Source organism: Promicromonospora sp. NPDC023987, from assembly GCF_040639055.1.
Classification (GTDB): domain Bacteria; phylum Actinomycetota; class Actinomycetes; order Actinomycetales; family Cellulomonadaceae; genus Promicromonospora.
In genome coordinates, this window is sequence record NZ_JBEZZF010000018.1 from 21,201 (window position 1) to 45,529 (window position 24,329).

The 24,329-nt window shown below is 73.1% G+C and carries 20 protein-coding genes; 7 read left to right on the forward strand and 13 right to left on the reverse strand.

Going from position 1 to position 24,329, the window contains the following annotated elements:
• Positions 1-95 precede the first annotated feature (95 nt).
• From AB0F40_RS10850 to AB0F40_RS10865, 4 genes are read right to left on the reverse strand one after another with little or no spacing between them, the layout of a single operon-like run.
• Positions 96-1,547: a hypothetical protein gene (locus AB0F40_RS10850; RefSeq protein WP_357466568.1), complete on the reverse strand. Its 1,452-nt coding sequence runs from the start codon at positions 1,545-1,547 to the stop codon at positions 96-98.
• On the reverse strand, positions 1,540-2,565 hold the full coding sequence (locus AB0F40_RS10855; RefSeq protein ID WP_357466570.1) for an aldo/keto reductase: 1,026 nt from the start codon (positions 2,563-2,565) through the stop codon (positions 1,540-1,542). The genes AB0F40_RS10850 and AB0F40_RS10855 overlap by 8 nt, the downstream gene beginning before the upstream one ends.
• Entirely contained in the window at positions 2,558-3,607 is a 1,050-nt protein-coding gene (locus AB0F40_RS10860; RefSeq protein WP_357466572.1) for a hydroxyacid dehydrogenase, read from the reverse strand. The genes AB0F40_RS10855 and AB0F40_RS10860 overlap by 8 nt, the downstream gene beginning before the upstream one ends.
• Before the next feature lie 47 nt (positions 3,608-3,654).
• A complete protein-coding gene (locus tag AB0F40_RS10865; protein WP_357466574.1) occupies positions 3,655-4,797 on the reverse strand; it encodes a mandelate racemase/muconate lactonizing enzyme family protein in 1,143 nt (380 codons plus the stop codon).
• Positions 4,798-4,950: 153 nt separating this feature from the next.
• On the opposite strand from AB0F40_RS10865, the gene AB0F40_RS10870 reads away from it, so the two are divergent.
• Positions 4,951-5,691, forward strand: a complete 741-nt coding sequence (locus AB0F40_RS10870; protein WP_357466576.1) for an FCD domain-containing protein — start codon at positions 4,951-4,953, stop codon at positions 5,689-5,691.
• Positions 5,692-5,753: 62 nt separating this feature from the next.
• On the opposite strand, the gene AB0F40_RS10875 is transcribed toward AB0F40_RS10870, so the two are convergent.
• Entirely contained in the window at positions 5,754-7,892 is a 2,139-nt protein-coding gene (locus AB0F40_RS10875; RefSeq protein WP_357466578.1) for a carboxypeptidase regulatory-like domain-containing protein, read from the reverse strand.
• Positions 7,893-8,079: 187 nt separating this feature from the next.
• Between AB0F40_RS10875 and AB0F40_RS10880 the strand changes: the two genes are divergently transcribed.
• Complete coding sequence (locus AB0F40_RS10880; RefSeq protein WP_357466580.1) at positions 8,080-9,513, forward strand: MFS transporter; 1,434 nt, start codon at positions 8,080-8,082, stop codon at positions 9,511-9,513.
• On the forward strand, positions 9,510-10,715 hold the full coding sequence (locus AB0F40_RS10885) for an FAD-dependent monooxygenase (RefSeq protein ID WP_357466582.1): 1,206 nt from the start codon (positions 9,510-9,512) through the stop codon (positions 10,713-10,715). Before AB0F40_RS10880 ends, AB0F40_RS10885 begins: the two co-directional genes overlap by 4 nt.
• A gap of 75 nt (positions 10,716-10,790) precedes the next feature.
• Here AB0F40_RS10885 and AB0F40_RS10890 read toward each other — a convergent pair whose 3' ends face one another.
• The 7 genes from AB0F40_RS10890 to AB0F40_RS10920 all read right to left on the reverse strand — a co-directional run bounded on the left by AB0F40_RS10890 (position 10,791) and on the right by AB0F40_RS10920 (position 19,501).
• Positions 10,791-12,152 carry a sensor domain-containing protein gene (locus tag AB0F40_RS10890; protein WP_357466583.1) on the reverse strand — a complete coding sequence of 454 codons (1,362 nt, stop codon included), beginning with the start codon at positions 12,150-12,152 and terminating at the stop codon, positions 10,791-10,793.
• Between the two features lie 81 nt (positions 12,153-12,233).
• Positions 12,234-14,486, reverse strand: coding sequence for an FtsX-like permease family protein (locus AB0F40_RS10895; protein ID WP_357466585.1), 2,253 nt, complete (start codon positions 14,484-14,486; stop codon positions 12,234-12,236).
• Entirely contained in the window at positions 14,486-15,283 is a 798-nt protein-coding gene (locus AB0F40_RS10900; RefSeq protein WP_357466587.1) for an ABC transporter ATP-binding protein, read from the reverse strand. Before AB0F40_RS10900 ends, AB0F40_RS10895 begins: the two co-directional genes overlap by 1 nt.
• A gap of 114 nt (positions 15,284-15,397) precedes the next feature.
• A complete protein-coding gene (locus tag AB0F40_RS10905) occupies positions 15,398-16,615 on the reverse strand; it encodes an FAD-dependent oxidoreductase (RefSeq protein WP_357466589.1) in 1,218 nt (405 codons plus the stop codon).
• A 101-nt stretch (positions 16,616-16,716) separates the two neighbouring features.
• A complete protein-coding gene (gene sigJ, locus AB0F40_RS10910) occupies positions 16,717-17,667 on the reverse strand; it encodes an RNA polymerase sigma factor SigJ (protein WP_357466591.1) in 951 nt (316 codons plus the stop codon).
• Positions 17,668-17,676: 9 nt separating this feature from the next.
• Positions 17,677-18,840, reverse strand: a complete 1,164-nt coding sequence (locus AB0F40_RS10915; protein ID WP_357466593.1) for a HAMP domain-containing sensor histidine kinase — start codon at positions 18,838-18,840, stop codon at positions 17,677-17,679.
• Position 18,841: 1 nt separating this feature from the next.
• Positions 18,842-19,501 (reverse strand): response regulator transcription factor, encoded by a 660-nt coding sequence (locus AB0F40_RS10920; protein WP_357466595.1) that lies wholly within the window; start codon positions 19,499-19,501, stop codon positions 18,842-18,844.
• A 167-nt stretch (positions 19,502-19,668) separates the two neighbouring features.
• Here AB0F40_RS10920 and AB0F40_RS10925 point away from each other — a divergent pair, with 167 nt between their 5' ends.
• Genes AB0F40_RS10925 through AB0F40_RS10940 form a run of 4 tightly spaced genes read left to right on the forward strand, consistent with a single transcriptional unit; the run spans position 19,669 to position 23,244 of the window.
• On the forward strand, positions 19,669-20,172 hold the full coding sequence (locus AB0F40_RS10925; RefSeq protein ID WP_357466597.1) for a hypothetical protein: 504 nt from the start codon (positions 19,669-19,671) through the stop codon (positions 20,170-20,172).
• Entirely contained in the window at positions 20,172-21,281 is a 1,110-nt protein-coding gene (locus tag AB0F40_RS10930) for an HlyD family efflux transporter periplasmic adaptor subunit (RefSeq protein WP_357466599.1), read from the forward strand. The genes AB0F40_RS10925 and AB0F40_RS10930 overlap by 1 nt, the downstream gene beginning before the upstream one ends.
• On the forward strand, positions 21,278-22,009 hold the full coding sequence (locus AB0F40_RS10935; RefSeq protein ID WP_357466601.1) for an ABC transporter ATP-binding protein: 732 nt from the start codon (positions 21,278-21,280) through the stop codon (positions 22,007-22,009). Before AB0F40_RS10930 ends, AB0F40_RS10935 begins: the two co-directional genes overlap by 4 nt.
• Positions 22,006-23,244 carry an ABC transporter permease gene (locus tag AB0F40_RS10940; RefSeq protein WP_357466602.1) on the forward strand — a complete coding sequence of 413 codons (1,239 nt, stop codon included), beginning with the start codon at positions 22,006-22,008 and terminating at the stop codon, positions 23,242-23,244. Before AB0F40_RS10935 ends, AB0F40_RS10940 begins: the two co-directional genes overlap by 4 nt.
• Before the next feature lie 75 nt (positions 23,245-23,319).
• On the opposite strand, the gene AB0F40_RS10945 is transcribed toward AB0F40_RS10940, so the two are convergent.
• A complete protein-coding gene (locus AB0F40_RS10945) occupies positions 23,320-24,168 on the reverse strand; it encodes a phosphatidylinositol-specific phospholipase C/glycerophosphodiester phosphodiesterase family protein (RefSeq protein WP_357466604.1) in 849 nt (282 codons plus the stop codon).
• Positions 24,169-24,329 lie beyond the last annotated feature (161 nt).

Below are 24,329 nucleotides of genomic sequence, written 5' to 3' on the forward strand. Positions count from 1 at the left end.
CTCCCTGCCTTGGGTCAGAGTCGCGTCCGTTGTGAACCGCGACTACTTGTAATACATACTACATGTGCAAAGTGCGCCGCAAGAGTCGCGGTTGATCACGCGTCCCGGACGTGGCCCCGGTACGGGACCGCGCCGAGCACCGAGACGTCGGCCTCCCGGTCGGCGTCGTCGACGCGGTAGATCCCGCCGTCCGCCACGAAGAACTGCGGTGCCCCGGGCAGCTCGAGCTCCGCGGGCAGCGGCTCCTTGTCGGTCCAGGCGAAGTACGACCGCCCGAAGGTGTCGCGGTCCTTGCGGCCGTAGATGCTGAGGTCACCGGCCGTCACGGGACTGAGGATCGCCCAGTGGACGCCGTCCTCCACCCAGCAGGCCCGGTCGGACAGCAGGACCGACTGCCGGTCGTGCTCGGCGAACACCGTGTCCCAGAAGGACGCCGTCGTCTCCGTGTGCCGCACGAGGAACAGCAGGTCGTGCGCGTGCCAGGCGGTACTCGGGGCGACGTCGGCCTCGTTGTGCCAGCCGGTGGCCGAGGCGAAGTACCCGGCGGGGGTCTGGTAGGCGGCGTACGTCGCCAGGCACCGGTCCACGAAGCCGGTGAGCTCCGGGTCGTCGACCTCCGTCAGCACCTCGTCGATCCCGTAGAGGCTCAGCCCCATCCCGGCGACGAGCATGGGGGTGGTGGTCCGCAGGACGGTGTCCTGCCGCACGTACCAGTAGCGGTGATAGCGGGTGCAGCCGAGCTCGTCCACCCAGGCGGACCGAGCCACGTGCCGGCTCAGGCGGACCGCCTCGGCAAGCAGGTCGGGCCGCCCGAACCGTCGGGCGCCGAGCACGAGCGGCACGATCATCAGGCCGTAGTACTCCGCCGGCTCCAGGATGCCGCCGCCCGCGCGGTCGGTCGGCTGCCGGTAGGCGCCGGCGCTCTCCTCGTCCGGCACTCCGGGGACGCTGCTGAGCCGCACGAGGCCGTCGAGGTCGTCCGCCAGCTCGTCGTCGTACACGTCGTCGCCGGACAGCTCCGCGTAGCGCAGCTTCGCCCAGACCCGCGCGTACTCCTGGTTCACCGTGCCCCCGGCGGTGGGTCTGCCCCCGCCGTACACCCGGCACGCGTCGAGGTCGGCACGCACGGCGCGCAGCACCTCCGCCCGCTCCGCGGGCTCCAGCAGGTGCCCGGCATGCCGCAGCCCCTCCAGCAGGCCCACGCAGCCCACCATGTTGTGGATCAGGCCCGACGTCGCTGACTCCCCGACCTGGAAGCCGATGTGCCGGAACTGGCCGTCCGCCTGGACGGTCCGGGCCTGGAAGAGCATCATCCGGCGCCACAAGGCCAGCCCGCGCTCGTCGGGCCGCCGGGCCAGCGCCTCGGCGAACGCCGCCGTCGCCGGGGCGGAGAAGGCCTGGTGCCCGCTGGTGAAGTCGAGGAAGGTCGCGGGGTTGGTGCCCCACACGCTGTGGTTGTGGAAGCCCCTGATCTGCCCTTCCTCCCCCACCCAGGTGCGCATCCAGCGGGCGAGCGCCGGTACGTCCACGTCCGCGCGTTCAGTCATGGGTTGCTCCGTTCTGCGTGCTGTCCTGTTCGCCGCCCGGTGCACCGTCGAGACCCGGCACGAGGCCGAGGCGGTCGAGCTCCTCCCAGAGCTCGTCGGGCACCTCGCGTGCCATCCGCGCGGCGTTGGTCGTGACGTGTGCGGCCGTGCGCATCCCGAGCACCACGGAGGCCACGGCGGCGTGCCGGAGCGTGTACTGCGCCGCGAGCTCCGGGACGGTGCACCCGAACCGTTCGGCGACGTCGGCGATCCGGTGCACATGGGCGATGAGATCAGCGGGCGCCTGCTCGTAGTCGTACCGGACGTCCGGCAGGGGGCGCGGGCCGGCCAGGAGACCCGAGTTGTAGACCGCGGCCGCCACCACCGACACGCCACGGTCCAGCGCCGCGGGCAGCAGGCCGGTCAGCGCCGTCCCGTCCACGAGCGTGAAGCGGCCCGCGCACATCACGACGTCGACATCGCTCTCGCGGACCAACCGCGCGAGCATCGCCGCCTGGTTCATCCCCGCCCCGACCGCGGAGACGACACCCTGGTCACGCAGCTCCACCAGGGCATCGATCCCGCTGGTGGAGGCCTGTTCCCAGTGCGCGTCCGGGTCGTGCAGGTAGACGACGTCGACCCGGTCCGTGCCCAGCCGGTCGAGGCTGGCCTCGAGCGACCGCAGCACCCCGTCGCGCGTGAAGTCCCACTCCCGCCGGAACCGCGCCGGCACGTCGAACCCGTCGTCGTCACGCAGGTGCGCCCGGTCCGGCGTCGGTACCAGGACGCGCCCCACCTTGGTCGAGAGCACGTACTCGTCGCGCGGCCGGCCGGCGAGCGCCGCACCCAGCCGGCGTTCGGAGAGCCCGAGGCCGTAGTGCGGCGCCGTGTCGAAGTACCGGATCCCAGCGTCCCAGGCGGCGTCGACGGCATCGTGCGCGTCCTGGTCCGTGGTGCGGCGGTAGAGGTTGCCAAGCTGGGCGGCGCCGAAGCCCAGCTCCGTCAGCCGGACGCCGGTCCGCAGGCGGCGCTCACGCATGCCCGTGCCCTTCCGTCGCCGGTGCGTCCGCCGCGGGCGCCGCACCGTCCGCCAGATCCTCCGGGTGGGCGAACGGCAGGCCCCCCACGAAGCGTTCGGCCTCCGCTGCCACATGGTCGCCCAGCCGGCGCAGCTCGCCGCCCATCGACCCGGCGATGTGCGGCGTCAGCACTACGTTGGGCAGGTCCCAGAGGTCGCTGTCCAGAGCAGGGGGTTCTGGTGCGGTGACGTCGAGGACGGCGTCGATCCGGCCGGTGCGCAGCTCGGCGAGGAGTGCCGGCTCGTCGACCACCGCGCCACGCGCCGTGTTGATCAGCGTCGCACCGTCGGGCAGCAGCGCGAGAATCCGCGCGTCGATCTGGCCGACCGTCTCCGGCAGCAGCGGCTGGTGCAGGGACAGCACGTCGCTCTGCGCGGCGACGTCCTCCAGCGTGCCGCAGCGAGCGCCGAGCGCGGCGGCGCTCCGCGGCGTCAGCTCAGGGCTGTGGACCACGACGTCGAGGTCGAACGGGCGCAGCAGCTCGATCACCCGGCGCCCCACCTGCGACGCCCCGACGATCCCGACGGTGCGGCGGTAGTTGCCCAGGTCGGCGGGCTCGTGCTCGCGCTCGGGCAGCCGCCGGTGCGCGCGGAGCTCGCGCTCTGCGGCCCGGGCCCGCTTGTTGGCCAGGAGGATCGTCGCGAGGGTGTACTCGGCGACGGGAACGGCGTTGGCGGTGCGCGCGTTCGATGCGACCACGCCGCGCGCGGCGTGCGCTCCCGCATCAGCGAGGCACGTGCGCGCGACGCCGCCCGCATACAGGACGGCCCGCAGGCGCGGTGCGAGCTCCACCGGGATCTCGGGCGCACCCCAGCCCGCGATCAGCACCTCGGCGGAGGCGAGCAGGCGGCGCGCCGGACCGGACGCGACCTCGGTGAGCACCTGGTCGAGGTCGACGTCGAGCGCCGCCGTCAGGCGCCCGGCCGCCTCGGGGCCGAAGATCCGGCCCGCGAGGGACGGTGGTCCGAACGCCAGGACTGCGCGGGGATGCTGGGTCGTCATGCTGGACATCCTCCTGTGCTGCGCCGGTGCGCTCGTCGATCCCACCGTCACGGGCGCCGCGGCGCGAGTCGCAGCCCTGCGTCGGCCGGGCGCACGTGGGGGCCCGCGACGGTCGCCCACGCCCCCGCCTCGCGCAGTGCGCCGATGACGCCCTCGTCGACCTCGATCCCCAGGCCGGGCGCGTCCCCGAGCACGATCCCGCCGTCGGCCAGCTCCTGGTCGGCCCGCAGGCCGACGGGGAGCTCCAGGTCCTGGACCTCGGTGACGAGGTGGTTCGGGACCGCGGCCGAGGCGTGCGCGAGGGGGTTGACGTCGTAGGCCACCGGGCTGACGGGCAGGTCGTGGCCGAGGGCGAGGACCGACACCCGCAGGAAGTGCGTGATGCCCCACACGCTCCCTGCCTGCACGACCCCGACGGCGTCGGCGTCGAGCAGCTGCCGGTACTGCTCGAGCCCGGTGAGGTTCTCCCCCGTGGCCACGGCCCCGTGGATGCCCGTGACGACGGCGCGGTGCCCCGCCACGTCCCAGCGGCGCACGGGCTCCTCGATCCAGGTGAGGTCGACCTGCTCCTCCACCCGGCGCGCGAGCCGGACCGCCTGGTGGCGACCCCATGCCTCGTTCACGTCGTACATGATGGCGGGCTGGTCGCTGTTGACGCGCAGCACGTCCCGTACGGCGGCCAGCCGTTTGACGTCCCGGTCGACGTCGAGACCGCCCTTCACCTTCGCGCCCGTGTACCCGCGTTCGGCCCACGGCTCGTAGAGGGCGGCCAGCTCGTCGTCGGCGAGGCCGTACTCCAGCCCCGAGGCGTAGGCGGGCACGAACCGGTCGGTCGCGCCGAGCGTGCGCCACAGCGGTTCCTCCGCGAGCTTTGCCTTGAGGTCCCACAGCGCCATGTCCAGGGCGCCGATGGTGCCGAAGGTCGCACCGTTGTGCCCGGACTTGAAGACGAACGCGAGCATCCGGTCGTAGAGCGCGGTCACGGCCCGCGGGTCCTGGCCGTCGAGCGCGGGAAAGACCCGCTCGACGTCGGTGTGGGCGCCCAGGCCCACGCCGGTCAGTCCGGTGTCCGTCTCGACCAGCACGATCGGGACCTCCGTGACGCCACCGGCAACGATGCCGTTGACGTCGCCCACTGGCCGGCCCCAGCGGTGAACCGTGGTCAGGCTCCGGTAGCCGGTGATTCGCATCGTGCTCCGCATCGTCGAGACAGCACGCTCGCGGGTTCCGCCAGCATGTCATTCATAACTTATGATACGAGTGACGATAGCGCAACACTCGGTTACCCTCGGTCTGTCCGGCGGCACCCCGCCGGGCTCGCCCACGATGGAGTCACCCACGACATGAACGCGACACCTGCGGCCGGTGGCACCGTGCCCCGACCACAGCGGCACCGGCCCCCGCTCGCCGCGGCTGTCATCAAGAGCCTGGTCACGGCGATCGTCGTCGGCGACTACGCCCCTGGCTCCGCCCTGCCGCCGGCCGGCGTCCTCTGCGAGCAGTACGAGGTCAGCCGAACGGTCATCCGCGAGGCCACCACGACGCTGGCCGAGAAGGGCCTCGTCGCCACCCGGCAGGGCTGGGGCACCGTGGTGCTCGACCAGGAGCAGTGGAGCCTCCTCGACCCCCTGGTCCTGGACGCTCTGTTCCAGCGCGACGACCGCCTCGTCTACCTCGACAACCTCGTCGAGGTCCGGGCCACCCTGGAGTGCGCCATGGCGGCACGCGCAGCGAGCCGGCTCGACGCAGCGGACCGGACCGCGCTGTCGGCCAAGCTCGACGAGCTCGGCGGGCTGATGGACGACCCGACCGCCTACGCGGCCACCGACGTCGAGCTCCACGAGCTGATCCACCGTGCCTCACAGGACGCGTTCGGCCGCGCGATCGTGTCGAACATCCAGGGCAAGGCGCTGCACACCCCGCAGTACAGCGGGCAGCCGACGCGCGAGGACATCGAGCACACGCACGCCGGCCACCAGCGCATCGTCGCCGCCCTGCTCGCCGCGGACGCCGAAGCGGCGGCGACCGCGATGCGCACCCACATCACGAGCTCCTGGTCACGCCGCCGCCCGCAGGAGACCTGACACCTCGTTGAGTGCTGGGTATCTGTCGGGTCCCGTGCGGTTGACCGACAGATACCCCGCACTCAACGGGCCGGCTTGCGGGAGGTTCTGAAGAGAGCCACGCCCATGGCCACCAAGGCTGCCGCGGCCAGCCCGACGGCCCCGACGGCCGCGCCCGTCGCGGCCAGGTCGGCGGGCCCGTCCGCGGCACCGGCGCCGCCCGGCCCAGCACCCGGGGGCGGGCCGGCCGACGGCTCCGGGGTCAGGCTCGGGTCGGGGCTCGACGTCGGGGTCGGAGCGGGAGTGGGAGCTGGGCTCGGTTCGGGCACGTCGGCGACGCCGAAGCTCTCCTCCAGCCAGTGCTCCCCGGCGACCGTCACGGCGACCTGGCGTTCGACGACCTCCGCTGCGTACCCGGCGGGCACGGTCAGCGTGATCAGGTAGTCGCCCGGCGCCAGACCATCGACGAAGTAGCCGCCCAGGGCGTCCGTCGCCACGGTGACCCGCCCGCCGAGGCCGGTGACCGTCACCGTCGTACCCGGCAGCGGCTCCCCCGCCCCGTCGGTCACCGTGCCGCCGATGGCACCGGGACGGGAGAGGGCGAAGTCCACCCCGGTCAGGTCCTCCACGGCGACGGCGACGTCGCGCTCGGCCGGCCCGTCGGCCCGGTACTCGTCGGGCGGGCTCACGCGCACGGTGTACGCACCCGGGAGCACACCGTCGAAGGCATAGGTGCCGTCGGCCGCCGTCGTCGTGCGGACGGTTCCGTCCGGGCCCGCCAGGATCACGAGAGCCCCCACGACGGGCTCACCGCCCGCGGTCACCCTCCCCGAGAGCGCGGGCGGCGCCCGGACGACGAAGTCGTTGCCGGCGCTGCGCTCCTCCTGACCGACCGCCACGGTGATGTCGCCCGGCGCCGTCGTCGTGACCTGCCCCTCCGGCAGGTCGCTCAGCGCGAACGCGTGGTCCAGCGGCCGGTCGCCGGCGGCGTCCCACCCGACGCCGTCGATCAGGTACTCCCCCTGCGTGCTCGTCACGGCGGTGAGCGGCGCACCCGCGCCGTCCGGCGTGAGCGTGACGGTCGCCCCGGCGACGGGGACGTCGTCGTCGGTCAGTACCGTGCCGCTGACGGCGACCGGACGGACGGCACGGGCCGCGAGGTCGACGTCGGCGGCGTCCGCCGCGCTGAGGTCCACCTCGGCGACCGCTCGCTCGCCGAAGGGGACCAGCCCGAACGGGTACGCGTCGTCCGCCTCGGGCAGGGTCGTCAGCTCCACGCGGTAACCGGGCGCCGCGGTGTAGCCGGCAAAGAGGTACTGACCGCTCTCGTCCGACGTCGTCGTGTCGAGCTCCGTACCGTCCGGCCCGAGGAGCGTGAGGACTGCGCCCGACAGCACGCCCTGCGCGGCGCCGGTCGGGTCGGCCAGGTGAACGGTCCCGGCGATGTCCCGCGCCAGCGACGCGAACCACGTCTGATAGACCGGGAAGCCGCTGCGCTGGTGGAACTCGACGGTCAGGCTCGTGATCGGCACGGTGGGTTCGAACCAGCCGGCCGCACCCGACGTGTCGGCGGCGCTCGCGTTGCCGATCAGCACACCGGTGGCCGGGTCCCAGTCCGGTGCGTCTTCCGGTACGCCGCTGCAGGACGGTGATCCCTGACCCGCGCAGTAGTTGAAGCCGCCCTGCCACCCGAGCTGCGCGCCGGTGAGCAGCAGGCCGTCCGCTCCGCGCGCCGTCACCACCGCGCGGTCCGCGTCGATGTCGCCCAGCACGAACGCCCAGCCGCCCGCCGGCGTCGGACGCTCGAACGAGTAGGTGGTGGTCGACGGCGACCCCGGCCGGTCCGCCTGCGGGCGCAGGTTGAGGTACTGCTGCCCCCGGCTCGATCCGTAGACCTCACCGGGCGGTGCTGCCGCGCCGAGCCACGAGGAGGCACCGGAGACGACTCCGACGCCGCCGCGAGCATCCGACGTCACGGTCGCGGCCGGGAAGCCGGCGGCGGGAAGCCGCACGGTCGTCGACCAGTCGCCCGCCGAGCCGGTCAACGGGTCCCAGTCCGCCCATCCGGAAGCGGTCTCCGCCGACGCCGGGGCGGCCGGGGCCGCTGAGGCCGCTGGGGCCGCTGAGGCTGTTGGGACTGCTGAGGCCGCTGAGGCCGCAGCGCCCAGCGCGACGAGCACAGCGGCCACGAGTACGCCCAGCCCTGCTCGGGAGTGCTTCACAGTCGAAACGGTAGGAGAGAACCCGCACCGCCGCGCGGTGACGAATGCCGTCGCACGGTGTTGCGGCCCGGGGTCGGATGACCGAGGTGAGGCCGGGGGGGGACAACCCCAGCCGCCCGCGGCGGTGGGCACCATTCCGGGCCGCTGTGCCCCGAATCTAGGTTCGAGGTCATGGAGATCTCCAACCATGAAAGGGACGCTCATGTCCGTAGCTCTTGATTCCCCGGTCCCCCTCGGGAGTCCGTCGCCGGCACGTATCGGGGGGCCCGCGATCGGCGCCCTCGGCGTCCTGGCACTCGCTCTGGGCACCCTGCAGACCGTCGTGGATCCTGCCCGCCCGCTGCTGGAGCGCGAGCTGGGCATCGACTCGGCCGGGGCGGCGCTGATCGTCAGCACCCTGCTGATCACCGGCGCGATCGTCGCGCCCATCGCCGGCAAGCTCGGCGACCGCTACGGCGGGAAGCGAGTCCTGCTCGTGCTGATGGCGCTGGTCTCCACCGGCGGCCTGGTGTCGAGCCTGGCGCCGAACCTGCCGGTGCTCCTGGTCGGCCAGATGCTGCAGGGTGCGATGGTGGGTGCGCTGCCGCTGTCGTTCATCCTGGTGCGCAAGCACCTCCCGCGGGGGCAGACGCAGGTGGCCATCGGTGTGGTCAGCGCACTGTTCACCGCCGGGGGCGCGATCGGGACGCTCGTTGCGGGGCCGCTGGCGGAAGGCCTGTCCTGGCACTGGATCTTCGCGGCCCCGACGATCGTGATCATCGCGGCGACGGCGGTCGTGCTCTGGCTGATGCCGAACGACCCGCCGAGCGAGCAGGACACCGCGATCGACTGGCTCGGCGTGGCTCTGCTCAGTGCCACTCTGCTCGCGCTCATGCTCGGCCTCCTGATGGTGACCGACGGCGGTATGCCGCCCCTGGCGGTCGGCGGCGTCGTGCTGGTCGTGGCCGGGCTCGCCGCGGCGTGGGTGGCGGTCGAACGGAGGGCGGCCTCGCCGATGGTCGAGCTGCGCATGCTGGCCGCACCGGCCATGTGGAGCGCGAGCGTGCTCACCGTCGCCATCGCCGCGACCTCCGCGATGCTGCAGACCCTCGTCCCCAAGATGTTCGGGGTCTCCGGTGACGGCTACGGCTTCGGGCTCGGCACGACCGAGATCGGACTGCTCATGATGCCCGCCACCATCGCGGGGGTGGTGGCCGGATCGGTGGGCGGGCTGGCCGTGCAGCGCTACGGCGCGCGTGCCGTGGTGACCGCTGGCGCCGTCGTCACGGCGGGCGCTCTGCTCGCCCTGGCGTTGCTGCACGACGCGTCCTGGCAGCTGGTCGTCGTGCGGGCGCTGGCAGCCTTCGCCGGGAGCCTGGCCACCACGGCGCTGCTCGCCAGCACGGCTGTCGCGGTCGCGGCCAAGGACACCGGCATCGCCACCAGCCTGCTCGTGGTGATCCGCCTGGTCGGGGCCGTCGTCGGCGGCCAGGTCGCCGGCTCCGTCCTCGCGGCGGGAATCGACCCGGCGTCGGGGCAGCCGGCCGAGTCGGCCTTCGTCACAGGATTCGTCGTCGCCGGCCTCATCGCCGTGCTGTCGCTGCTCGTCGTTCGTCACATGAAGAAGGGAACCGAGGCATGACCTCTCCATCGAGCACTCCACGGGGCACCGTGCTGATCTCCGGGGCCAGCATCACCGGACCCGCGCTGGCCTACTGGCTGCACCGGGCCGGGTTCGGGGTCACGGTCGTCGAGAAGGCGAGCGCCCCGCGCGGGGGCGGCTACCCGATCGACATCCGCGGCACGGCGATCGAGGTGGTCCGGCGCATGGGGATCCTGCCGCGGCTGCGGGACGCGCACGTCGACACCGGACGGTTCACCTTCCTGGACGCCGACGGCGGTCAGATCGCCGCGCTCGGCGCTGACACCGTCGCCGGGAGCATGGCGGGACAGGACCTCGAGGTACGGCGAGGTGACCTGACCGCGATCCTGTACGCGGCGGTCCGCGATGACGTGGAGCTCCTGTTCGGCGACTCCGTCGACACCCTCGATCAGTCCGGGAACGGGGTCGACGTCACGTTCCGCAGCGGCACGCGGCGCACGTTCGACCTGGTGCTCGGCGCCGACGGCATCCACTCACGCACCCGGGAGCTCGTGCTCGGCCCCGAGGAGCAGTTCGACCGCTACCTCGGCTACGCCGTCGCGGTGTGCACCGTGCCCAACACGTTCGGGCTCTCCCGTGAGGTGGCGCTGTGGAGCACCCCGGGCCGGTCGGCGGCCCTCTACGCCACCGGGGACGGCAACGAGGTGAACGCCTTCCTGACCTTCCACCAGCCCGAGCGCCCGCTCGCCGCCCTGCGTGAGCCGCAGGCTCGGTGGGACCTGGTCGCGCGGACCTTCGCCGGCGCGGGCTGGGAGGTCCCTGGCATCGTCGAGGCCATGCGGCACGCGGGCGACCTGTTCTTCGACGTGGTCAGCCAGATCCGCATGCCCACCTGGTCGAACGGCCGGGTCGCACTCGCGGGCGACGCGGCCTACGCGCCCTCGTTCCTGACCGGACAGGGCTCGAGCCTCGCCCTGGTCGGTGCCTACATGCTCGCCGACTCGCTGGCCAGGCACCGGGGGCACGATGCCGCCTTCGCCGCCTACGAACGCGGCACCAGGGAGTTCGTGACGATGAACCAGGCGCTGGTCGACAACGGTGGGGCCAGGCTCTTCCCCACCACCGCCGAAGCCCTGGAACAGCGCAACGCCATGCTCCGCGGCCTTGCCGCCATGCCTGCCACGACCCCGCGCCCGGCCCACTCGGCCCTCGTGCTGCCGGAGCTCGCCCCCGCCCCCTGACGTCGATCCGTCGCAGACGAGGAGCGCCCGGCCGTGGTCACGGCCGGGCGCTCCGCACGTCTCGGGTGCGAGGGGTCAGCGACGCGTCGCCTGCGTCGGCAGGGTCACGGCCACCAAGGTGGGCCCGCCGACCGGGCTGGACACCTCGAACGTGCCGTCGACGGACCGTACCCGCTCCGCCAGGCCGGCCAGGCCCGACCGGAGGCCGGAGCCGTCGGGCGGCACCACGCTCGCGCCGCCGCGGCCGTCGTCGTGCACCTGGATGCTGACGGTGCCGACCGCACCGGTTCCGAGGCGCTCCACCAGCACGTGCACACCCGACGCGCGGGCATGTTTCGCGGTGTTGGTGACGAGCTCCGCGATCGTGAAGTAGGCGATGGACTCGATGGCCGGAGCCAGGCGTCCGCCGGCCTCGACCCTCGGGTCCACCTCCACCGCGACCGGCAGTGGTGCTCGTGCGGCCAGCGTGGCGAGCGCGACCGCGAGACCGTCGTCGAGCGCGGGCGGGTGGATGCCGCGGGCGAGCTCGCGGAGCTCGACGAGTGCTTCCTTGGTCGAGGTGTGCGCGGTGTCGAGCAGCTCGGCGGCCTGGCGCGGGTCGCCCTGCCGGGCGAGCTGTTCCTTCGCCTCGCCGAGCTGCATGGCGACGGCCACCAGACGAGCCTGCGTCCCGTCGTGCAGGTCGCGCTCGATCCGGCGCAGGCGCGCGTCGGCGTCGTCCACCGTGCCCGCGCGCGAGGCCTCGAGCTCCGCGACGCGCAGGCTGGCCCGGGTCGGGCTGAGCAGAGCGACGGCGAGAATCCGGATCAGAGCGACGAACAGCCGCTGGGCCCACGGCCACACGAACAGCAGCACGAGACCGCCGAGCGCGATCAGGAGCTGGCCGACGGCCGTGCTGGCAAGCTCGCCACCGCGGTACCACGTGCCGTCGCCGGCCTGCTCCAACGGCAGGAACCGGTGCCAGAACCAGAAGGTGAGGCCACCGAGCCCGGTGAGGAGGAAGACCGTGCTCACCAGGAAGCCGGCGACCGTGGCGGGGAACGAGGCGACCATGAAGAGCACGGCGCGCCAGCCGGCCGGGTCGCCGATGGTCGAGCCGAGGGCGCGCCAGAAGCCCGGCCGGCGGCGGACGAACGGTGCGGGCGAGCCGATGTCGACGTCGAGCATGCCGCGCACCAGGCCGCGATAGGTCGCACCCCAGCCACGCGCACCGAGGACGACCGCGCCGGCGACGAACAGGCCGACGACGGTCACCGCGATGCCCGCCGTCAACGCGACCGACAGGATCCCGTACGCCAGGGCGAACGGCGCGAGCAGCAGCACGAGCCACAGGAACCCGTACTGGCGCCAGGTACGGCTCGCGAAGGGCGCGTTCAGGAAGCGCACGTCACCCTGGAGGGCGCCGACTGCCTGCCGGTTGAGGGCCATGGTTGTCATGCTCCCAGGTTCGGGCGTGCGGGCCGACGGCGACAGGGGGCGCACCGCCCAGCCGAAGGGGGATGTCCCCCTGTCCCGCGGCTACTCGACGGCGACGGCCGACTCCGCCGGGCGGCCACGCGTCGCCCGCCAGGCGGGGAGCAGCGTGGCGCCGATGGTGAGCAGTACGACGAGGCCGACGATCGCCGCGTAGATCAGCGGGGAACCCGCGGGGATCACGGAGTCGAGCCGCTTGAGGCTGACCGGGACCAGGATCGCCAGCGCCGCCGTGGTGCCCAGCGTGACGCCGGTGACGGCCACGATCGCGGCCTCCGTCCCGACCATCTGCAGCACCTGGCGGCGGGTCGAGCCGACGAGCCGTTGCAGCCCGAACTCCCGGCGGCGCGCGCTCGTGCTGGACACCAGGGTGTTGATCATCGTGATCGCCGAGTACCCGACGAGCATCAGCACCATGATGTAGATCGCGTAGGAGGCCGTCTTCGTCTGCTCCTCGTACTCGCTGTACAGCACCTCCCGGTCGGCCACCGTCAGACCGTCCGTCGCGGCGGTCAGCTCGGTCAGGTCGGCGAGCAGCTGCTCCGGGTCCGTACCGTCCTGGGCGGTGACCAGGATCCGTGCCGGCGCGCCCTGGGTGGTGTGCGCGGCCAGCGTCTCGGCCGGGAGCAGCAGCGTGTCGTAGTCGTCCGCCGCGGAGAACAGGGCAGCGACCCGCACGTCGAGGAACGTGTTGTCGCCCATCCGGAGGGTGATCGTGTCGCCGACGCCGACGCCGAGCGCTCCCGCGTGCTCGTCCTGGATCGCGACGGTCGCGCCGTGCAGGTCGGTGAGCGCACCCGCGGTGGTCTCGACCGGGGTGCCGACCTCCGCGCTCTCGGCGTTGACGCCCCGGAGGGTCCAGCCCTCGCCCATCGGCGACACGTCGTCCGGGCTCTCGACGAAACCCGTGCTGCTGACGTGCTCGGACGCCCCGGCGACGCCCGGCAGCTGGTTGATCTGCCCGACCAGCGCAGGGTCGACGCGGTCCTCCGCGGTCACCACCGCGTCCGCGACGATGCTGCTCGTGTACGCCTCCCGGTCGGCGGTGTCGTTGGTCGTCTGCAGGTACAGCATCCCGGTCGACACCCCGGTCAGCAGGATGACCGGCCCCATGACGGCCGCCAGCCGGCTGGTCCGGCCGCGCGCGTTGAGCACCGCGAGGTCGCCCGTCAGCCCGCCGACGGCGCGCACCGGCCACTGCACGACGAAGATCATGAGCTTGGCCAGGACGGGCGCCAGCAACGCGAGCCCGATGGTGAACACGATGACGGCAGGGGCGGCCGTGGCAGGCGCGAGCGGTCCGCTCAGCACCGCGACGGTCACGATGGTGAGCGCGACCCCCGCACCGACGAGGACCAGCCCCGCGAGCGCTCGCCACCCGCTGATCAGCTTGCCGTCGAGGGCAGCCTCGGAGAGCGCCTGGCTCGGCTTGACGCGCGCGGCCCTCCTGCCGGCCCCCAGCGCGCCGCCCAGTGCCGCGACGATCGCGACCACCATCGCGACGACCGTCGGGATCCAGCCCTGGTGGAAGGCGACGCCCGCGGTCGCGATGCCCTGGTCGGCGAGGAAGCCGAACACGAGCCTGCCCAGGAGCTGCCCGGGGAACACTGCCGCCGCGGTCGCGACCAGGGACAGCACGAGCGTCTCGCGGAGGATCAGCCGGCGTACCTGGCGGGGCGTGGAGCCGATGGCGCGCAGCAGCGCGAGCTCCTTCTGCCGCTGCGAGATCGACAGCCCGAGCATCGACGCCACCCCGAAGACCGAGACCAGCAGTGCGAAGGCGCTGAACACACCGGCGAGCGACACGACGTTCACGCTGGTCGCCGTGGCCTCGCGCAGCTCTGCCCTGCCGCGCTCGTCACCGACGAGGGTCAGCGCCGTGTCGCCCAGCTCGGCATCGATCCGCGCGCGGAGCTCGGCGGCGTCGGTACCGGGTTCGGCGACCACACCGATCGCGTCGACCGTCCCGGCGGGCGGCGCGCCCTCGAAGACACGGGTCTCGGTCTCCTGCACGCCCGGGAGCGCAGAGATGGTGCTCTCCAGCCCGGCGTCGACGCGGACCCGCTCGGGCAGGATCGCCGGCTCGTCCTCGTCGCCGCCGGGCGCGTGGTACGTCTGGTCGCCGGCGACGACGACGTCGGCCGAACCGAGCTGCTGCGGAGGGACGGCCGCCCGGATCCCCGTCTCGATCAGGCCACCGCAGGCCATCAGGATGACCGCGGCGAAGAACATGGCGAGGAAGGCGGCTACGAACGTGCCGGTGCGGAACCGCAGGGTGCGGAGGGCTAGCTGCAGCATCAGCGCGGCCCTCCCATGGTCGCCGACGGCGGCAGGGACACGTCGTCGGCGTAGGCGCCCAGGCGCGTCATCCGCTCGGCCACGGCGTCTGCCGTTGGCGAGTGCAGCTCGCCCACGACGTGCCCGTCGGCGAGGAACAGGACGCGGTCGGCGTAGGATGCCGCGACCGGGTCGTGCGTGACCATCACGATCGTCTGGCCGGCTGACCGCACCGAACGCCGCAGCAGGCCGAGGACGTCCCGCGCGGTCCTCGTGTCCAGGGCGCCGGTCGGCTCGTCGGCGAAGACGACGGCGGGCTCGGTGATCAGTGCGCGCGCGATGGCTACGCGCTGCTGCTGCCCACCGGACAGCTCCGCCGGGCGGTGCTTGCGCCGTTCAGCCAGACCGACCTGCTCGAGCACGTTCAGCACCCGGTCCTTGGCCGGGTTCCGGCCGGCGAGCCGCAGCGGCAGCGTCACGTTCTGCTGCACCGTCAGGACCGGGAGCAGGTTGAACGCCTGGAAGACGAAGCCGACCCGGTCCCGCCGCAGCTCGGTCAGCTCCGTCTCGTCCATCGTGCTGAGCTCGCGGTCCTCGAGGACGACCGAGCCCGACGTCGGCTGGTCGAGCCCCGCCGCGCACTGCAGCAGCGTGCTCTTACCGGAGCCGGACGGGCCCATGATCGCCGTGAAGGTGCCCCGGCCGAACTGTGTCGTCACGTCGTCGAGCGCCACGACCTGGTTGCCACGCCTGCCGTAGACCTTGCGGACTGCCGTCAGCCGGACCGCGTCGGTGGCACCGCCACTGTCTGTGAACATTCCTTGCACCGTTCCCCTCGTGTCCCGCCTGGTTGCGAGCACGAGGACGACGCTATGGAACGCACGGCTCAGCGGATATGGAGCCAGCCCGTCAGCCGTTCTGGGGCCAGCCGGTCACCTGCCGGTGGGGACAGCCGTACCCGCGACCGCGACCCGACGGCGGCGCGCCGGGTACGGCAGCGGGTGGGCCACCATGAACGCGGCACCCGCGCAGATCAGCTCCTTGTAGCGCGCGGCAAGGCGCCCGCCCGGCGCGGCGGGCCTGGCCCGGTCGTCGGCGGTGACCAGCTGGATGACGGCGTCGCGCCGGCCCAGGCTGATGCACTGGTGCACGTAGCCGAGCGGCATGTTCGGCAGCTTGCCACCGGTCAGGCGCGCGACGACGGAGTCGGCGGCCTGCCAGGCCATCGGGATGCCCGAGGCGCAGGACATCCGCAGCGGTGTACCCAGCGGGCCGTCCGCCAGCGCGGCGTCGCCGACGGCGTAGACGTCCGGGTGGGAGACGGACCGCATGGTGCCGTCGACGACGATCTGGCCGCTCCCCGACACCTCCAGCGCCGTGGCGGCGGCGATCGGGTGGACGGCGAACCCGGCGGTCCAGACGGTGACGTCCGCAGGGATCGTGGCGCCGTCGCCGGTCAGCACCTCGGTGGCGCCCACCTGCTCGACCTGCGCGTGCTCGTGGACCGTGACGCCGAGGCGGCGGAACGTCCCGCGCAGGTGCCGCTGTCCCGCCTGGGAGAGCCAGTCGCCCAGTCCACCGCGGACCGCCAGGGCCACCTCCAGGTCCCCACGGGCCTCGGCGATCTCGCTGGCCGCCTCGACACCGGTCAGGCCGCCCCCGACCACCACCACGCGTCCGCCGGGGGCCAGCTCCCCCAGTCGCTCGCGCAGCCGGAGCGCGCCCGGCCGGCCGGCGACGTCGTACGCGTGCTCGGCGACGCCGGGCACCCCGCGGCGGTCCAGCGAGCTGCCGAGGGCGTAGACGAGCGTGTCGTACCCCAGCTCGCCGCCGCGGCCCGCGCTGTCGGCGCCGCCCGCGCCGTCGGCCGCCGTCAGGGCAACGGTCCGGCGGTCGACGTCGACGGCCGTGACCCGGGCGACGCGCAGGGTCGCCCCCGTACCGGCGAGCACGTCGCGCAGCGGCCGCTGCCGGAGCTCCTGGCTGGCGGCCACCTGGTGCAGGCGGACCCGTTCGACGAAGTCCGGCTCGGCGTTGACCAGGGTGACGTCCACGTCGTCGGCGTGCAGGCGCCGCGCGAGGCGGCCGGCGACAGACGCCCCGGCGTATCCGGCTCCGAGAATCACTATGCGGTGCTTCATGAGTTCCATCAGCTCCTGTCGTGTGGTGACCGTGCCCCCTGAACCGGGTGGCTGCCCGATCCCTGACACCCGCACGTGTGACGGTGGTCACCCACCGCCAGCAGCCCGCTTCACCAGCTGAACACCGGCTCGCCGTGGTCCGAGGCCGCCCACTGCCGGGCCGCGCGGCCCAGCTTGTCCGGGTTGACCTGGCTGAGCACCGCGGAGATCCCCTCGGCGGTGACCTCGAGGGTCATGACGCCGACCAGCTCGCCGTGCACGACGACGACCAGCGCCGGCCGGCCGTTGGCGGTCCACGCGTAGATGTCGGGGCGCCCGCCGACGAGCGCCCACTTGGCCTCCGCCGGCCGGAACAGCCCGCGCAGGAACCGGGCGACGGTCTCCGCGCCGAAGAACGGCTCGCGCCGCGCCGGGAGCTTTCCGCCGCCGTCGCCGATCCCCATCACGTCCGAGGTCAGGAGCCGCACCAGCGGTTCGGTCCGGCCGCTCGTGGCGGCCGCGAGGAACTCCTCGACGACCTGTCGGGCGGCGGTCTGGTCGACGTCGGCGCGAGGCCGCTCGGCGGCGAGGTGCTGCTTGGCGCGGTGCAGGATCTGCTGGCTGCCGACCTCGGTGATGTCGAGCGTCTCGGCGATCTCCGCGTGCGTCAGGGCGAAGGCCTCCCGCAGCACGTAGACCGCCCGCTCGTTCGGCGTGAGGCGCTCCATCAGCACGAGCATCGCCGTCGACACGGAGTCGCGCTGCTCCGCGGTGTCGGCCGGGCCGAGCATCGGGTCACCGCCCAGCACCGGCTCCGGCAGCCACTGGCCGACGTAGACCTCGCGCCGGGACCGCGCGGACCTGAGCTGGGTGAGGCACAGGTTGGTCAGGACCCGGGTCAGCCACGCCTCCGGCACCCTGATCCGCGCGCGGTCAGCGGCCGCCCAGCGCAGGAACACCTCCTGGGCGACGTCCTCGGCCTCCGCGGCCGATCCCAGCAGGCGGTACGCGATGGCCTCGAGACGCGGCCGGAAGCTCTCGAAGGCCTCCACCTCGTCCTGCCGAAGCGGCTCCTTGATCATGACCCGACCCTACGATGCCGCCACGCGAGCCTCGGCCGGGCGTGGGAGGTCGAGGTGCACGGTGAGGCCGCCGTCGGCGTTGGGGTGCAGGGCGAGCGTGCCGTCGTGCGCCGTGGCGACGGCCGAGACGATGGCGAGGCCGAGGCCGTGGCCCGACCCGCGCGTGAGGGAGCGTCCGGCGCCACGGACGAAGGGCTCGGTGAGCGCGTCGAGCGAATCGCGAGGCACCTGCGGGCCGGTGTTGGTGACGGTGACGCACGCCCGGTCGTGGTCGGTGGTGACCCGGACGGTGGCCTGCCCCGCCGGCACGTTGTGCCGTATCGCGTTGCGCACGAGGTTCGTCACGGCCTGGCGCAGGAGGACCGGGTCGCCGAGGGCCACGCACGGCGGGCCGGCGGCGGTGAGGTCGACGCCGACGACGACCGCCTCGTCGGCCAGGTCCGCCACCACGTCGTGGGCCATGGCGGTCAGGTCGACGGGCGCTCGAGCCGCGGTGCCGGAGTCCGCGTCGGCGAGGTCGAGGAGCGCGTCGACGGTCTCGACGCTGGCGCGGTTGACCTCGCCGACGCGTTCGGCCAGCCGGCGCAGCTCGGCCCGGTCCGTACCGGGGTCCGCGAGGGCCACGTCGATCATGGTCTTGGTGGTGGCCAGCGGGGTCCGCAGCTCGTGCGAGGCGTTCGCGGCGAACCGGCGGTGGGCGGCGAACGAGCGTTCCAGCGACGCGAGCATGCGGTCGAAGGTGTCGGCGAGGTCGTGGATCTCGTCGGCGGGCCCGCCGAGGCCGATGCGGTGGTCGAGCGTTCCCGTGGAGGCCCGGTTGGCCGCGGCGTTGATGACGGTGAGCGGCTTGATGATGCGTCCGGCCAGGATCCAGCCGACGGTGCCGCCCAGCACCGCGAGCAGGGCGAGCGCCGCGACCGAGGCGATCAGCAGGTTGTCGAGGAAGTCCTCGACCGTCCTGATCTCGATGGCCTGTGTCGGTCCCGACGCCCCGACGGGGGTGGCGGGTTGGAACTCAGCTGAATCGACGCGACGAGCCGGCACGGTCTGGTAGCTCGGGACGAAGCGCATGTAGAGATAGACGATGGCGATCAGCACCGCGCCGCACCCGATGATCAGACCGGCGTAGCTGAGAGTGAGCCGGGCGCGGATCGTCAGCCGCCTGATCCCCATCTCAGGCACCGAACCGGTAGCCGGCGCCCGGCACCGTCCGGATGACCCACGGCTCGCCGAGGCGCCTGCGCAGGTTGGAGATGGTGACCCGGATCGTGTTGGTGAACGGGTCCGTGTTGGCGTCCCAGGCGCGCTCCAGCAGGGACTCGGCACTGACCACCCCGCCGTCGGCGTTCATCAGCACCTGAAGCACCGCGAACTCCTTGGGACTGAGCCGGACCAGCCGGCCGTCGCGGTAGACCTCGCGCCGGAACGCGTCGAGCCGGATGCCGTGGGCCTCGACCACCGGGGGCCGTGCCGGCTGGGTGCGGCGTTCGAGCGCGCGCAGCCGGGCGACCAGCTCGGGGAAATCGAACGGCTTGAGCAGGTAGTCGTCCGCGCCCAGCTCGAACCCGGCCACGCGGTCGCCGAGGGAGCGCGCGGCAGTGAGCATCAGCACCCGCACGTCCGGGTGGTCCCTCGCGAGCCGCGCGCAGACCTCGTCGCCGTGGATGCCGGGCAGGTCGCGGTCGAGGACCACGACGTCGTAGCCGCTCCCTGCGACCGACTCGAGGGCGGCGGCGCCGTCGTGGACGACGTCGGCGGCGATGGTCTCGCGACGCAGGCCCACCCGGACGGCGTCGGCGAGATAGGGCTCGTCCTCGACGATCAGCACGCGCACTACGGGCCTCCCAGGGCATGGGTTGGACACGGGCCAGGAACCGGACCAGGCAATCACATCAGAGGTTGGGAGAACGTAAAGGAATCCCTGAACCTCCTGACAACGTCCCCGGTGCTCGACTTGGCGGCGTCCACGGACAGCCCGTGGCACCAGCCCAAGGAGCACCCATGACGACGTACCTGACCTCGAGGCTCACCGCCGCGGCACTGGCGATCCCGCTGCTGCTCGGCGCCCTCACCGCGTGCGGTACCAGCGACGACACACCGGACACCGGCGGCGGCACAGGCAGCGACACGTCGTCCCAGTCCTTCGACGACTACCAGCTCGCGTTCGCCTCCTGCATGCGCGACCAGGGCGTCGACATGCCCGACCCGAACTCGGACGGCTCGATCGAGGCGCAGGCGGGCGACGGGTTCATGGAGGCGGCCGAGGCGTGCCAGGCCGAGCTGGGCGAGCCGCCGGCCGCGCCCGGCGCCGGTCCGCAGAAGTCGGAGGAGGAGCAGCGAGCAGAATGGCTGAAGATCGCCGCCTGTTTCCGCGACAACGGCCACGACGTCCCGGACCCGGGGCCCGGCGAGTCGATCACCATCCCCATGGACGCCCCGGAGGCGGTCCTCGAGGAGTGCGTGCCCGAGGGCATCGGCGGCTCCACCGGCGCAGGTGGCAACTGATGGCCGCGACCGACGAGTCCGGCGCCGCCCCCGGACGACCGCGACGAGGGCGGCGCGCGGTGGTCGGGCTGCTGGCGGTGGCAGCGGTGGCCGCCGGCGCCGGCCTCGGGATCCACGCGTTCGCGAGCTCTGCCGACCAGCAGGACGAGACGGCCAAGACCTTCCAGGGCGACACCGACGAGGTGGTCCTCGGCGACCTGGAGGGCAGCACCACAGCGGCGGGCACCCTGCGGTTCTCCGAGCCGCGCACCATCCAGGCTGCCGTCGCGGGAGTCGTGACCAGCCTGCCGAAGGCCGGCTCGGTCGTGAGCCCGGGCGAGGAGCTCTACGCGGTCGACGACGCCCCGGTGTTCCTGCTGCGCGGCAAGCTGCCCGCCTGGCGCGACTACGTCTCCGGGATGAGCGACGGGCCGGACGTGCGCCAGCTGGAGGAGAACCTCCGCGAGCTCGGCCACTTCGATGCCGAGCCCGACGAGGACTTCGACTGGACCACCACCGAGGCGATCATGGACTGGGAGGAGGCGAACGATCTGAAGCGCACCGGTGAGCTGCCGCTCGGGTCGGTCCTGTTCGCCAGGGGTGACCTGCGCATCGGTACCCTGACGGCGAGCATCGGGAGCCAGGCCGGCCCCGGGGCCGAGCTGTTCGAGACGACAGGTACCGGCCAGGTCGTGAGCGTGGACCTGGGGCTGGACGACCAGCAGCTCGCCGTGATCGGCAACCCGGTCACCGTGCGCCTTCCCGGCGGGAAGGAGACGGCCGGGACCATCACCTCGGTCGGCACCCCGACGGAGACCGAGGACACCACCGGACAGGCGAAGACGGTGATCCCCGTCGTCGTCTCGCTCGACTCCCCGAAGGAGGCGGCAGCCTTCCAGGAGGCCGCGGTGAGCGTCGACATCCCCAGCGAACGGCGCAAGGACGTGCTCTCAGTGCCCGTGGGGGCCCTCATCGCGATCACGCCCCAGCAGTTCGGCATCGAGGTGGTCGACCCCGACGGCTCCACGCACCAGGTCCCCGTGACCACCGGGCTGTTCGCCGGTGGCCGGGTGGAGATCTCCGGCGACGACGTCGAGGCCGGCCAGCGAGTGGTGGTGCCACAGCGATGACCACCACCACTGTTGCTGCCCTGCCCACCCGCCCGGTGAACCCGCTCGTCGCCCTCGACGACGTCCAGCGCGCCTACGGCGAGCCACCGGTCCTGGCGTGCGCGGGCGTGACCCTGCGGATCATGCCCGGTGAGCTGGTCGCGATCGTCGGGCCCAGCGGGTCCGGCAAGTCCACGCTGCTGAACCTCATCGGCACGCTGGACCGTCCCACCGCAGGTGTCGCACGCATCGACGGCCTGAACGTCGACGACCTGGACGACCGCTCTCTCTCGGCCCTGCGGGCGTACCGCATCGGGTTCGTGTTCCAGCAGTTCCACCTCGCCGAGGGCGTCTCGGCGCTGGACAACGTCGCCGACGGTCTCCTGTACACCGGGGTCCCGCGCGCGGAACGCCGTCGGCGGGCTGCCGAGGCGCTGGACCGTGTCGGGCTGGGCCGTCGGCTCGACCACCACTCGAACCAGCTCTCGGGCGGCGAGCGCCAGCGGGTCGCCATAGCCCGCGCCGTCGTCGGAGACCCGCCGCTGCTGCTGGCCGACGAGCCAACGGGCAACCTCGACACCGCGTCGGGCGCCGCGATCGTCGAGCTGCTCCACGAGCTCAACGCCCAGGGCACGACGGTCGTGGTGATCACCCACGACGCGGAGCTGGCCGGGCGGCTCCCGCGCCGGATCGCCCTGCGGGACGGGCGTGTGGTCAGCGACTCGACCGGTTCGGAGGAGGGGTCGTGAGCACCGTCACCGCTCGCCCGCCCGGGACGGCGAGCCGGCCGCCGGACGGCCGCCTTCCGGCCAGGTCACGCCTGCTCGGCCAGGACGTGGTGCGTCTCGGCACCACGGGGCTGCGCGCGCGGCCGACCCGCGCGGTGCTCTCCGCGCTGGGGATCGCCATCGGCATCGCCGCGATGGTCGCGGTGGTGGGCATCTCGTCGTCCAGCCAGGCCCGGCTGAACGACCAGCTCGCACAGCTCGGCACGAACCTCCTGACCGCGCAGGCCGGCACGAGCATCACCGGGGAACAGACCGCCCTGCCGCCCGACACCCTCGGCAAGGTGCGGCGGGTCGACGGGGTCGAGAGCGCGAGCAGCACCGCGCTCGTGCCGGAACCGGTCTACCGCAGCTCGCTGTCGGACCCGGAGGCGACCGGCGGGATCGCCACCATGGCCGCCGACCCGGACCTGCTCGGCGTGGTCTCCGGCCAGGTCGACTCAGGGGCCTGGCTCAACGCGGCCACCGAGCGCTTCCCTGCGGTGGTGCTCGGGAGCGTCGCCGCCGAGCGGCTGGGCGTGACAGCGCCCGGCACCCAGGTCTGGCTGGGCGGCACCCACTTCACCGTGGTCGGCATCCTGGACCCGGTGGCGCTGGCTCCCGAGCTGGACGCCGCCGCGCTCATCGGTGCGGACGTCGCCACGGACCTGTTCGGCTTCGACGGCAGCCCCACCACGATCTACGAACGCTCGGCCGACGCGGCCGTCGAGGACGTCCGCGCTCTGCTGGCGCCGACGATCGCACCGGAGGCGCCGGGCGAGGTCGAGGTGTCCCGGCCGTCGGACGCCCTCGCCGCGCGGACCGCCGCCAACCAGGCGTTCACCGGCCTGCTGCTCGGGCTCGGGTCGATCGCGTTGCTCGTCGGTGGGATCGGCGTGGCGAACACGATGATCATCTCGGTACTCGAGCGCCGGCGGGAGATCGGGCTCCGGCGCTCCCTCGGGGCCACCCGGCGGCACATCCTGGTCCAGTTCCTGGCCGAGGCGCTCCTGCTCTCCGCTCTGGGCGGCCTCTTCGGGAGTGCCTTCGGGGCGGGCGCCACCGCGATCATGGCCGGCATCAACGGCTGGCCGTTCGCCCTGCCGCCGGCCGCGATCGTGGTAGCCGTCACGGCGACCCTGGTCATCGGCGCGATAGCGGGCCTCTACCCGGCGGTCCGCGCGGCGAAAACCCCTCCGACGGCGGCCCTAGCCTCCTGACCCACCGTTGAGTGCTGGCTATTTGCGCTTTTCCGGACCGGATCGGCGCAAATACCCAGCACTCAACGACGCGGGCTAGTGGGACGTGAGGAAGGCGTCTAGGCCTGGCAGGTCGTCGGTGTTGATGTGGTCGACGCCGGCGTCGGCGAGCTCTGTCCAGACCGCCTCGCGCGCCGCGCCCGGCTGGTCGGGCGTCGCCCAGAACCGGACGCGGTGGCCCGCCGCGTGCGCCTGGTCCACGAACGCGTGCAGGCGCTCCCGCTCGGCCGCGGGCATCTCGCCCTCACCCCGCCACGCGAACAGCTTCGTCCAGTTGTCGCTGACCAGCGGCATCAGGCTCGCGGGGAGCCCCGAGCCCAGGTCGCCGGAGCGGCCGTCGTAGAACGCGTACCGCACCCGCTGCGACCGCATCGTCTCCAGCGGCCGGTTGCCGCTGATGACGGCGGTGACGGGGCCGTCCTGGACGCGGCCGTGCACGGCGCGGGTCATGATCGCCCTGTGCTCGGCGAGCGCCTCGTGGATCTCCGCGTAGGTGGACTCACCGTCCGACTTGATGTCGATGAGGAGCTGCAGGCTGCCGTCCCAGCCGGGATAGACACTGCGCCCGCGGCCGCGCGTCAGGTCCCGCAGCGGGTCGAGGTAGAGACTCTCCAGGGTTCGGGCGGGGTCCACGTCGACGAGGTCGTGCGCGACGAGCAGCTCGCCGTCGACCAGCCAGACGTCCGCCTCGACGCTCGTGAAGCCGTGGGACAGCGCGTCGTGGAGCGGACGGTCGTGCTCGTAGTCGTTGTGGGCGTGCGCGGCGTCGTGCGGCTCGCCAAGGTCGGCACCGCCCCCAGGCGGTGCGGCCGACGCCGGCGTGGCCAGCCCCGCGAGCAGGGTGGCGGCCGCGAGGGCCGCTCCGATGGTGGTTCGTGCGCGCATGGTTGTCTCCTTGTGCCTGCCGAGTGGGCTGCCTGCTGAGGCCATGCAAGCGCCGTGTGCTGTCGGGCGGGTGAACTCCGCGCGACCGGGGCCCGTCGGCGAGCCGAAGCGCTCCGGCAGGTTTCCCGGACCCGCCGCGCGGGTCGCTCTGTCTCGAGGGT